This window comes from Pseudomonas mendocina (assembly GCF_003008615.1).
GTDB classification, from domain to species: domain Bacteria; phylum Pseudomonadota; class Gammaproteobacteria; order Pseudomonadales; family Pseudomonadaceae; genus Aquipseudomonas; species Aquipseudomonas mendocina_C.
Window position 1 is genome coordinate 1,543,379 of the sequence record NZ_CP027657.1, and the last position, 10,080, is coordinate 1,553,458.

Here is a 10,080-nt window from a genome sequence, read left to right on the forward strand (position 1 = left end):
CGGAGTTTGCCGTGAAAAGCCTCGCTGATCTCGAATTCGACAACCGCTTCGCGCGCCTGGGCGACGCCTTCTCCACCGAAGTGCTGCCTGACCCCATCGAGGAGCCGCGCCTGGTGGTAGCGAGTCCAGCGGCCATGGCCCTGCTCGACCTGGCACCGGACGAAGCACAACGTGCGGAATTCGCCGAACTCTTCGCCGGGCACAAACTCTGGGAACAGGCCGAGCCGCGCGCCATGGTCTACTCCGGGCACCAGTTCGGCGGCTACACGCCACGCCTGGGCGATGGCCGTGGTCTGCTGCTTGGCGAGGTGGTGAACGATGCCGGCGAGCATTGGGATCTGCACCTCAAGGGCGCCGGCATGACGCCTTACTCGCGCATGGGCGACGGCCGCGCAGTGCTGCGCTCATCGATCCGCGAATTCCTCGCCAGCGAGCATCTGCACGCACTCGGCATCCCCTCTTCACGCGCGCTGTGCGTCACCGGCTCGAGCACGCCGGTATGGCGCGAGAAACAGGAAAGCGCCGCCATGGTGCTGCGCCTGGCACAGAGCCATGTGCGCTTCGGCCACTTCGAATACTTCTACTACACGCGCCAGCACGAGCAATTGAAAACCCTCGGCGAACATGTCATGGCCTGCCACTTCCCGGCAGCGCTGGAACAGGACGAGCCCTGGCTGGCGATGCTTGGCGAGGTCATCGAACGCACTGCTGGGATGATCGCCCACTGGCAGGCCTACGGCTTCTGCCATGGCGTGATGAATACCGACAACATGTCGATCCTCGGCATCACCTTCGACTACGGCCCCTACGCCTTCCTCGACGACTTCGACGCCAACCACATCTGTAACCACTCCGACGACACCGGCCGCTACAGCTTCAGCAACCAGGTGCCCATCGCCCACTGGAACCTCGCCGCCTTGGCCCAGGCACTGACCCCTTTCGCCTCCGTCGAGAAGCTGCGCGAGGCGCTGGAACTGTTCCTGCCGCTGTATCAGACGCATTACCTCGACCTGATGCGCAAGCGCCTGGGCTTCACTAGCGCGCAAGACGATGACGAAACACTGATTCAACGCCTGCTGCAGCTGATGCAGCAAGGCAAGGCCACCGATTACACCCTGTTCTTCCGTCGCCTCGGCGAACAAGCCCCCGCCGAGGCGCTGAAGGTCGTACGCGATGATTTCGTCGACCTCGCAGGCTTCGATGCCTGGGGACGCGATTACCTGGCTCGCTGCGAGCTGGAGGGTGGGGAACAAAGCGAACGCCAGGCGCGCATGCACGCGGTCAATCCCAAGTACATCCTGCGTAACTACCTGGCCCAGCACGCCATCGAAGCGGCGGAGCGAGGCGACTACGCTCCGGTGCGCGAGCTGCATTCGGTGCTGTCACGGCCGTTCGACGAACAGCCGGGATTCGAACGCTATGCAGAGCGTCCGCCGGAGTGGGGCAAGCATCTGGAGATCAGTTGTTCATCCTGAGGGCTGCTGTATAGGGCTTAGGTTCGATCCGCCAAAGTCAGAGTGCCGACGCACTCGAAACCTATCAGTAAAACCGAAAAGGCATATCGATCTGCCCAAACGTTCTTAGACGGCATAAGAAAAGCCGATTATCTTCGCCCTCCTGCTTATTCCAGCCTGTTCTACCACCGACTGTCAGGCCTGCTTTTTAATGAAAATCCGCGATCTCGACCTCAGCCAGAGCCCGGTCAACTCCGAACACCAGGCGCTGGGGTTGCCCCCTGTAGAAGATTACGTCAGCCACCCCGATAACCATCCTGTCCTGCGCGCCGCCATGTGGTTCGCCGTGGCAACGCTGGTCAGTCTGCTGCTGTTTCTCGCCTGGCGCCTGTTCTTCGGCGACCACGACGGTGTCACCGGCATGCAGATCGTCGAGGACACGCTGTCCAGCCCGGTATTCTGGAGCGCGGTCGCCGTAGGCTTCTTCGCGCAGATGATCGATGGTGCGCTGGGCATGGCCTACGGCATCACCGCGACGACCTTTCTGCTGGGAGCAGGCGCGTCGCCCGCTGCGGCCAGTGCCAGCGTGCATATCGCCGAAGTGTTCACCACCGGTCTGTCGGGTATCTCCCACGTCAAGCTGGGTAACGTGCGCAAGGCGCTGTTCCTGCGCTTGCTGCTGCCCGGCATCATCGGTGCCGTACTCGGTGCGATCCTGGTCACCCAGGTCGATGGTGAAGTGTTCAAGCCATTCATTTCCGCTTACCTGCTGTTGATGGGCCTGTACATCCTGAGCAAGGCCTACCGTCAGCGCATACTCAAGACCCGAGAGCCGAAGCACGTGGCCAAGCTGGCCGTATTTGGTGGTTTCGTCGATGCCGCCGGCGGCGGCGGCTGGGGCCCGGTGGTCACCACCAGCCTGCTGGGCTCGGGATCGGATCCACGCACCACCATCGGCTCGGTCAACTTCGCCGAGTTCTTCCTGACCATCGCCAGCGCCACCTCCTTCATCCTGCTGGCAGGTGATCCGGGTACCTGGATGCTGGTGGCTGGCCTGGTCTTCGGCGGCATGTTCGCTGCACCGTTCGCCGCGCTGCTGTGCAAGAAACTCTCGGCCAAGACCCTGCTGACCATCGTCGGCTGCCTGATCACCCTGATCAGCGCCTACAACCTGTACAAGGCGCTGGCATAAGCTTCTAACGCTTCGATCTAGGCCAAGGCCCGTTTCATTGCTCCAGCGCATTGACCGGGCCTTGCTGCATTCTCCATGCTGCGATCCTTTGAATCTGCCCAGAAGGAACGCGCGCATGAAATTGGAAACATTGGCCATTCACGCTGGCTACGACCCGGATCCCACCACCAAGGCCGTGGCGGTGCCGATCTACCAGACCAGCTCCTTCGCCTTCGATGACACCCAGCACGGCGCCGATCTGTTCGACCTCAAGGTGGCCGGCAACATCTATTCACGCATCATGAACCCGACCAACGCCGTGCTCGAGGAACGCGTGGCGGCGCTGGAAGGTGGCGTCGGCGCCCTGGCTGTGGCATCCGGCATGGCCGCCATCACCTATGCAATCCAGACCGTGGCCGAAGCTGGCGACAACATCGTCTCGGTGGCCAAGCTCTACGGCGGCACCTACAACCTGCTGGCCCACACCCTGCCGCGTTTCGGTATCCAGACCCGCTTCGCCCCGCACGATGATATCGCCGCGCTGGAGGCGCTGATCGACGAGCGCACCAAGGCGGTGTTCTGCGAATCCATCGGCAACCCGGCCGGCAATATCGTCGACCTCAAGGCTCTGGCCGACGCCGCGCACCGCCATGGCGTGCCGCTGATCGTCGACAACACCGTGGCCACGCCGATCCTCTGCCGCCCCTTCGAACATGGCGCGGACATCGTCGTGCACTCGCTGACCAAGTACATCGGCGGTCATGGCACCAGCATCGGCGGCATCGTGGTCGATTCAGGCCAGTTCCCCTGGGCCGACAACAAGGCGCGCTTCCCGCTGCTCAACACTCCGGATCCGTCCTACCACGGCGTCACCTACACCGAAGCCTTCGGCCCCGCTGCCTTCATCGGCCGCTGCCGCGTAGTTCCGCTGCGCAACACCGGCGCAGCGCTGTCGCCGTTCAACGCCTTCCTCATCCTGCAAGGCCTGGAAACCCTGGCCCTGCGCATGGAGCGGCACACCGAGAACGCCCTGAAGGTCGCGCAGTACCTGCAAAGCCACCCGCAAGTGGCCTGGGTCAAATACGCCGGCCTGGTCGATCACCCCGAGCACGAACTGGCCCAGCGCTACTTCGGCGGCAAGCCGGCGGCGATCCTGTCCTTCGGCATTCAGGGCGGTCAGGAAGCTGGCGCACGCTTCATCGATGCGCTGCAACTGGTGGTACGTCTGGTCAACATCGGCGATGCCAAGTCGCTGGCCTGCCATCCGGCGTCCACCACGCACCGCCAGCTCAGCGACGAGGAATTGCAGAAGGCCGGCGTGCCGCGCGACATGGTGCGCCTGTCCATCGGCATCGAGCATATCGACGATATCCTCGCCGACCTGAGCCAGGCACTCGACGCCTCGCGCGGCTGAGCTTGAAAAAACCATCGTCGGCTCCAGATAGTGACTACCGACACTGGAGCCGACGATGAGTGACTCTCTGCTGATTCCCTGCCCGCACTGCAACGGGCTCAACCGCATTCCCGCCGAACGCCTGGGCGATGCCCCACGCTGTGGCCGCTGCAAGAGCGAGGTGCTGCCTGGCGCGCCGATCACTCTCACGCAAGCCAACTTCCCCAGCCAGCTCAAGGGCGACCTGCCGTTGTTGGTGGATGTATGGGCCAGTTGGTGCGGCCCCTGCCAGGCCTTCGCACCGACCTTCCAGCAAGCTGCCGCACAACTGCAAGGGCGCTGCCGACTGGGCAAACTGGACAGCGAGGCCAACCCGAACCTTTCCGCACAACTGGGCATCCGCTCCATTCCCAGCCTGATTCTGTTCAAAGGCGGCGTCGAAGTCGCACGCCAGAGCGGTGCCATGCCACTGCCACAACTGCAGGCCTGGCTGCGCGGGCAGGGTATCTAGAGCGCTTCTGTAGCCCGGATGCAATCCGGGGAAACCGGGGTTCCAGCCATTCCCGGATTGCATCCGGGCTACGCCGCCTGAGCGTTTCAGTCAGTCACGGCGGTCACTACGGTCAATTGCACGGCAACGAGCAACTCTTAGTCTGGCGTAACACCCGATCAAGGAGTCCCGCCATGCCGCTACCAGTGGAAATCGCCCGCCAACTCACCGAGGAACAGATCGCCTTCGTCAAACGCAGCGGCCTCAAGGCCGAGGTGCTGGAGCCTGGTTTCGTACGCCTGCGCATGCCGCTGCAAGGCAACCAGAACCATATCGGCAGCATGTACGCCGGCGCCTTGTTCACCCTGGCGGAAATTCCGGGTGGCGCCTTGTTCCTGACCAGCTTCGATGCGCAACGCTTCTATCCCATCATCAAGGAAATGAACCTGCGTTTTCGTCGCCCCGCCACGGGCGACATCCAGGTCGAAGCGCGCCTGTCCCCCGAGGAAATCGCTCGCCTGGAAGAACAAGCGAACCAGCAGGGCAAGGCCGAGTACCTGCTGGAACTGCAACTGACCGACGGCAGCGGCGAAGTGGTCGCAGAAAGTCGCGGCCATTACCAATTGCGTTTACGCTGAATGGCGCCGCTGCCTGCATTCCCTATCGGTAACAGTCTCTGACCTTGCCACAAGTCAAAAGAGCGGCTATCTGAACAGGCACAATAAAATTGCCGAGGGGTATCGGCAGGAGAGCCGTCACCATGTTCAAGCACATTCTCATCGCCCATGACCTGCGCGACACCGCTGACATGGCGCTGTGCCGCGCCACCCAGCTGGCCCAGCAGCACAACGCCCGCCTGACCATCCTCCATGTCCTCGATCCGAGCCAGAACAGCGACCAGCACGAGAAAGCGCGCCAGGCGCTGGATCGCAGCCTGACCCAGTACGCGCCGCCCGGCACCGAACTGCGCATGCTCAGCGGCAAACCGTCCGAGGTGGTGCTGCAACAGGTTCAGGACAGCGGTTGCGATTTGCTGGTACTGGGCGGGCACCACAAGCGCCACGATTTCTTCTCCGGCACCAGCCTCGACCGTATCGCCCGTCGCTGCACCGTGCCGCTGCTGCTGGTCGCACGCAACGACTTCCAACCGTACCAGCGGGCCTTGGCCGCCATCGATTTTTCCCTGTGCGCCTGCAGTGCGCTCGGCCAGGCGTATCAACTGCTGCCTGGCAATGCCGAGCTGCACGCCCTGCATGTATTCGAACCGGACAAGGGCACACCGCAGCAGGTCGAACTGCAGTTGCAGACCCAGCAAGGCCTGATCGATCAGCTACTGCACGACGAAGCGCAGAAGCTTCCGGCCAGCGGCCCGAAACTGAGCCATGAAGTGCTGCAAGGCGGCATCCTGCGCAGCCTGCAGGAGCAAATCAAGACACGTCGTGGTGAACTGCTGGTACTCGGTAGCCACGGCCGCAGCGCCTTCTCCCAGGCGCTACTGGGCAGCCTGGCGCAGCACTTCCTGCACAAGGCGCCATGCGACGTGTTCGTGGTGCGCTAATCAGCGCCGTCAGATCACCGCCACCGAACACCTCATTACTCTCACTCAGGACGGCCCATCGGCCGCCCTGTACATTGCGGCAACAAGCCCGCCTGCTAACCAGAGACCTGGAAGCTCCATGGCCGGCATCCAGGCGCCTATTCGATGCCTGGGCACGGCAGCGAAGATTCCAATTCGCCATCACCCTTGTAGAATCGCCCCGCCTAAGGGCCAAACCGATGCATACAAGGAGTAGTTCTATGAGTATGGAAAAGACCTTCAGGCTGGCCGCCGTTACCTTCCTGCTAGCGCTTTGCGTTGGCTGCGCAACGAGCCGTTCAGAGATCGATGTGAAGGTTCCTCCGCTGGAGTTTGCCGGTAAACCTGAAGCCGGCAACGGCAAGAAGGTGTACATCAGCGCAGTCGATGAACGCGTTTTCGAAATCAAGCCGAGCCAGGCCGACATTCCGTCGCTGAAGAATGCGGAAACCGCTGATCGCTCGATCACCGAGCGGGCCTTTGGCCGTAAGAGAAATGGCTATGGCAAAGCGCTCGGAGACGTTTTGCTGCCCTCTGGCCGCACCGTGTCTGCCCTGGTCGAAGAGTCCGTGGCCTCTGCCTACCGGCAAGCCGGCTATGACGTGGTGACAGCACCCAACGCCGCCGGCGCTACCGAGGTGAAGGTTCGCGTCAAGGAGTTCTGGTCATGGTTTTCGCCCGGCTTCTTCTATGTGACGGTCAACAACAAGTCGCGCCTGAACATCGAAGCTGCTGGCCAACCGAACATGGAGATCGTCACGCTGAAAAGCGATGGCATGCAAGCCGTTACCGATAGCGACTGGAAAGCCATCACCGAAGCCGGCCTACGGGAAATCGCTCAGGAAGCCGCCAACAAACTCTGACGCGTCAACTGAAGCAAGAACGCCCCGACATCATCGGGGCGTTCTTGTTTGGCAAGAGCTGAAAGCTTGCATCCAGGCTGCCCAGGCTGGTCTCAATCAGCAGCGTTCAGCAGATCGTGCAGCTCAACGAACTGCTGCGTTAGCTTGTGCCGTGCATCCAGATAGATCAGCGGCGTGCACACCTGGTGCGACTCACGCATCTTCACCGAACTCATCAGATTCACCGGCAGCACCGGCAATCCTTCGGCGACCAGCTCATCCAGCAGTTGCTGCGGCAAGGTGGCGCGCGGTTGGAACTGGTTGACCACGATACCTTCCACCTCCAGGCCATCGTTGTGGTCTTCCTTCAATTCTTCGATCTCGGCCAGCAGGCCGTACAGGGCATTGCGCGAGAAGCTGTCGCAGTCGAAGGGGATCAGCACGCGATCGGCCGCGATCAAGGCCGATACCGTATAGAAATTCAGCGCAGGCGGCGTATCCAGGTAGATGTGGTCGTAGTCTTCGGCCAACTCGTCGAGCAATTTGCGCAGTTTGTTGATCTTGTGTTTCTGCTCCAGCTTCGGCTGCAGCTCGGCCAGCTCGGCCGTGGCAGTGATCACGTGCAGGTTGTCGAACGGCGTTTCGTAGATGTCCACCTTGCCCTTCTTGGCGAACGGCCCGGACGCCAGGGTCTGCTTGAAGAAATCGGCGATTCCCATGGGGATTTCCTCGCCAGTCAGACCGGTGAGGTAGTGGGTCGAGTTGGCCTGAGCATCCAGGTCGATCAACAGCGTCCGATACCCCTGGGCCGCACTCACTGCCGCAAGATTGCAGGCGATGCTGGACTTGCCCACGCCCCCCTTCTGGTTGAACACCACACGTCGCATCGCCGGTCTCCCTGGATCTCGAATATTCCGAATTCTATGCAAAGCCCATGACAAGCACGAGACGTAGGCCACAACGCCATCATCCGCCCATCAGAAGAAGCTGCGCAACATTTGCACAGTACCGCGTGCATCTAGATAATGCCCGACCGAATAAGTACCGGCACTATGCCATGGCACTGACTAGCGTCTCTTTCAGGCGTCTCGTCATGCCGACCTGTATGCCCGGAGTGGCGAAAGCCTCGTGCTATGAATTTCCAGATCGAAGGATTGCGCGCCTGGGCCCCCGGCCTAGAGTCAGAGGATGATTGGCGTGCCTGGTGCAACGCCCCCGTGGTCGTGCCCGACGACCAACAGCAGCCGGACGTAAGTTTTCTCCCCGCCATGCAACGGCGTCGCCTCAGTCGGTTGGCGCGAATGCTGTTCCATGTCGCCTGGCCGCTGGCTGAGGGGCAAGGCCCACTGCCACTGGTATTCGCCTCACGTCATGGCGAAACCCCGCGCACGCTGGCCATCCTCAGCGAATTGGCCAAGGGTGAAGCCCTGTCGCCCACCCAGTTCAGCCTGTCGGTGCATAACGCCATCATCGGTCTGTGGTCGATCCTGCGCGAAGACAACAGCGAGATGACCGCCATGGCCGCTGCCGGCGACGGTCTGGAACAGGCCATGCTCGAAGCCAGTGGCCTGCTTGCCGAAGGCGCTCCCGCAGTGTTACTGGTTATTGCAGAAGAATTACCGCCTGACCTCTACACGCCCTATATAGATGACGTACCCTTCTCCTACGCGCTGGCTCTGCTGCTGAAACCGGGCAAAACCTGGACCTTGAGCCTCGCGCCCGCCGAATCCGGCTTACCCGCCGCCTGGCCACACCCCCTGAACCTGTTGCGCGCCTTGCATGGCGGGCAACGAACGCTGATTCACTACTGGAAAGACCGTCAATGGACCTGGTCACGCAACGAGGCCTGAGCCCTTACAGCCCGCCTTATGCATGGAGGCTTGTCGCCACCGCACTGAGCTTCGCCCTGTTCGGCATCGGCGGTGTATTGCTGCGCGTGCTGGTATTCCCGCTGCTCAGCCTGTTACCCGGCGATACCCTGCGCCGACGAACCCGGGCGCGCGCAGTAGTCAGCTGGACGTTTCGCGTATTCGTCGAATTCATGTACCGCACCGGTGTGCTCACCTATGAAGTCGAGGGTGCGGAACGCCTGGGTCGCCCTGGACAAGTGGTCATCGCCAATCATCCCTCGCTGATCGATGTGGTGGTGCTGATCGCCTTCATCCGCGATGCCAACTGCGTGGTCAAACAGAGCCTGTGGGAAAACCCCTGCATGCGCGGGCCGATTCGCGCCGCCCAATACATCAGCAACAGCGGCAGCATGGACATGCTCGACGAAGCAGCCGGCGCCCTGCAAAGCGGCGAAACCCTGATCATTTTCCCCGAAGGCACCCGCACCGTACCCGGCACCAACCCGGAGTTTCATCGGGGTGCAGCGGCGATTGCAGTACGCGGCGCCAGCGTGGTGACCCCGGTGGTCATCAGCGTGACCCCCACCACCCTGACCAAGGCCGAACCCTGGTACAGCATTCCGTCGCGTCGTTTCCACTTTCGCCTGCGGGTCGGTGAGGATATCGATCCGCGGCAATTCACCGAGCAGGCCCCTTTGCCGATTGCCTCGCGCAAGCTCAACGACCATCTGCATCAACACTTTATGAAGGAGCTCGCCTCAGATGAGCGATCTGCAACTTGAAATCAAGAACCTGATCATCGATGCCCTCGGCCTGGAGGACATGAGCGCCGACGACATTGGCGCTGAGCAGACGCTGTTTGGCGAAGGGCTCGGCCTGGACTCGGTAGACGCGCTCGAACTGGGCCTGGCGATCCAGAAGCGTTTCGGCATCAAGATCGACGCCGAAGCCAAGGACACGCGCAAGCACTTCGCCAACGTCGCGAGCCTGGCTGCATTCGTTTCTGCTCAGAAAGCCGCTTGAGGATTTCACCGATGCAAAGCCGTGAAGAAATCTTCGTCACCCTGCGTAGCGCCCTGGTGGAACTGTTCGAGCTGGATGCCGAGCGTGTGACCCTGGACGCCAGCCTGTATGAAGACCTGGAGATCGACAGCATCGATGCCGTCGACCTGATCGACCACATCAAGCGCCAGACCGGGCGCAAGCTCGCCGCCGAAGAGTTCAAGAGCGTGCGTAGCGTCGGCGATGTGGTCGAGGCCGTCTACCGCCTGATCAACGACGTCCCTCAGACTCAAGACTGACCC

The 10,080-nt window shown here is 61.8% G+C and carries 12 protein-coding genes; 11 read left to right on the plus strand and 1 reads right to left on the minus strand.

Going from position 1 to position 10,080, the window contains the following annotated elements:
* Positions 1 to 11 precede the first annotated feature (11 nt).
* The 7 genes from selO to C7A17_RS07135 all read left to right on the plus strand — a co-directional run bounded on the left by selO (position 12) and on the right by C7A17_RS07135 (position 6,947).
* Entirely contained in the window at positions 12 to 1,475 is a 1,464-nt protein-coding gene (selO, locus tag C7A17_RS07105; RefSeq protein ID WP_106737364.1) for a protein adenylyltransferase SelO, read from the plus strand.
* Between the two features lie 190 nt (positions 1,476 to 1,665).
* The gene (locus C7A17_RS07110) at positions 1,666 to 2,646 is read left to right on the plus strand and encodes a sulfite exporter TauE/SafE family protein (protein ID WP_106737365.1); all 981 of its coding nucleotides are present in this window, start codon (positions 1,666 to 1,668) and stop codon (positions 2,644 to 2,646) included.
* Between the two features lie 115 nt (positions 2,647 to 2,761).
* Positions 2,762 to 4,039, plus strand: coding sequence for a bifunctional O-acetylhomoserine aminocarboxypropyltransferase/cysteine synthase (locus tag C7A17_RS07115; protein ID WP_106737366.1), 1,278 nt, complete (start codon positions 2,762 to 2,764; stop codon positions 4,037 to 4,039).
* A 55-nt stretch (positions 4,040 to 4,094) separates the two neighbouring features.
* On the plus strand, positions 4,095 to 4,529 hold the full coding sequence (gene trxC / locus C7A17_RS07120) for a thioredoxin TrxC (RefSeq protein WP_106737367.1): 435 nt from the start codon (positions 4,095 to 4,097) through the stop codon (positions 4,527 to 4,529).
* Between the two features lie 173 nt (positions 4,530 to 4,702).
* Positions 4,703 to 5,146 carry a YiiD C-terminal domain-containing protein gene (locus tag C7A17_RS07125; protein WP_106737368.1) on the plus strand — a complete coding sequence of 148 codons (444 nt, stop codon included), beginning with the start codon at positions 4,703 to 4,705 and terminating at the stop codon, positions 5,144 to 5,146.
* Between the two features lie 122 nt (positions 5,147 to 5,268).
* Positions 5,269 to 6,066 carry a universal stress protein gene (locus C7A17_RS07130; RefSeq protein WP_106737369.1) on the plus strand — a complete coding sequence of 266 codons (798 nt, stop codon included), beginning with the start codon at positions 5,269 to 5,271 and terminating at the stop codon, positions 6,064 to 6,066.
* A gap of 239 nt (positions 6,067 to 6,305) precedes the next feature.
* Positions 6,306 to 6,947, plus strand: coding sequence for a flagellar biosynthesis protein (locus C7A17_RS07135; RefSeq protein WP_106737370.1), 642 nt, complete (start codon positions 6,306 to 6,308; stop codon positions 6,945 to 6,947).
* A 92-nt stretch (positions 6,948 to 7,039) separates the two neighbouring features.
* Here C7A17_RS07135 and C7A17_RS07140 read toward each other — a convergent pair whose 3' ends face one another.
* The gene (locus tag C7A17_RS07140) at positions 7,040 to 7,813 is read right to left on the minus strand and encodes a ParA family protein (protein WP_106737371.1); all 774 of its coding nucleotides are present in this window, start codon (positions 7,811 to 7,813) and stop codon (positions 7,040 to 7,042) included.
* A gap of 246 nt (positions 7,814 to 8,059) precedes the next feature.
* Between C7A17_RS07140 and C7A17_RS07145 the strand changes: the two genes are divergently transcribed.
* From C7A17_RS07145 to C7A17_RS07160, 4 genes are read left to right on the plus strand one after another with little or no spacing between them, the layout of a single operon-like run.
* The gene (locus C7A17_RS07145) at positions 8,060 to 8,776 is read left to right on the plus strand and encodes a beta-ketoacyl synthase chain length factor (protein WP_106737372.1); all 717 of its coding nucleotides are present in this window, start codon (positions 8,060 to 8,062) and stop codon (positions 8,774 to 8,776) included.
* Positions 8,749 to 9,558, plus strand: a complete 810-nt coding sequence (locus C7A17_RS07150; RefSeq protein WP_199796401.1) for a lysophospholipid acyltransferase family protein — start codon at positions 8,749 to 8,751, stop codon at positions 9,556 to 9,558. Before C7A17_RS07145 ends, C7A17_RS07150 begins: the two co-directional genes overlap by 28 nt.
* Positions 9,539 to 9,799: a phosphopantetheine-binding protein gene (locus C7A17_RS07155; RefSeq protein ID WP_017678587.1), complete on the plus strand. Its 261-nt coding sequence runs from the start codon at positions 9,539 to 9,541 to the stop codon at positions 9,797 to 9,799. Before C7A17_RS07150 ends, C7A17_RS07155 begins: the two co-directional genes overlap by 20 nt.
* Before the next feature lie 11 nt (positions 9,800 to 9,810).
* Positions 9,811 to 10,077, plus strand: coding sequence for an acyl carrier protein (locus C7A17_RS07160; protein WP_106737373.1), 267 nt, complete (start codon positions 9,811 to 9,813; stop codon positions 10,075 to 10,077).
* Positions 10,078 to 10,080: the final 3 nt, after the last annotated feature.

What these genes read in the sequence shown, in the direction of transcription:
- C7A17_RS07130 (WP_106737369.1), top strand. Translation starts at nt 5,269, where the DNA reads ATGTTCAAGCACATTCTCATCGCCCATGACCTGCGCGACACCGCTGAC.
- C7A17_RS07140 (WP_106737371.1), bottom strand. Translation starts at nt 7,813, where the DNA reads ATGCGACGTGTGGTGTTCAACCAGAAGGGGGGCGTGGGCAAGTCCAGC.
- C7A17_RS07150 (WP_199796401.1), top strand. Translation starts at nt 8,749, where the DNA reads ATGGACCTGGTCACGCAACGAGGCCTGAGCCCTTACAGCCCGCCTTAT.
- C7A17_RS07110 (WP_106737365.1), top strand. Translation starts at nt 1,666, where the DNA reads ATGAAAATCCGCGATCTCGACCTCAGCCAGAGCCCGGTCAACTCCGAA.
- C7A17_RS07145 (WP_106737372.1), top strand. Translation starts at nt 8,060, where the DNA reads ATGAATTTCCAGATCGAAGGATTGCGCGCCTGGGCCCCCGGCCTAGAG.
- C7A17_RS07155 (WP_017678587.1), top strand. Translation starts at nt 9,539, where the DNA reads ATGAGCGATCTGCAACTTGAAATCAAGAACCTGATCATCGATGCCCTC.
- C7A17_RS07160 (WP_106737373.1), top strand. Translation starts at nt 9,811, where the DNA reads ATGCAAAGCCGTGAAGAAATCTTCGTCACCCTGCGTAGCGCCCTGGTG.
- trxC (WP_106737367.1), top strand. Translation starts at nt 4,095, where the DNA reads ATGAGTGACTCTCTGCTGATTCCCTGCCCGCACTGCAACGGGCTCAAC.
- C7A17_RS07115 (WP_106737366.1), top strand. Translation starts at nt 2,762, where the DNA reads ATGAAATTGGAAACATTGGCCATTCACGCTGGCTACGACCCGGATCCC.
- C7A17_RS07125 (WP_106737368.1), top strand. Translation starts at nt 4,703, where the DNA reads ATGCCGCTACCAGTGGAAATCGCCCGCCAACTCACCGAGGAACAGATC.
- C7A17_RS07135 (WP_106737370.1), top strand. Translation starts at nt 6,306, where the DNA reads ATGAGTATGGAAAAGACCTTCAGGCTGGCCGCCGTTACCTTCCTGCTA.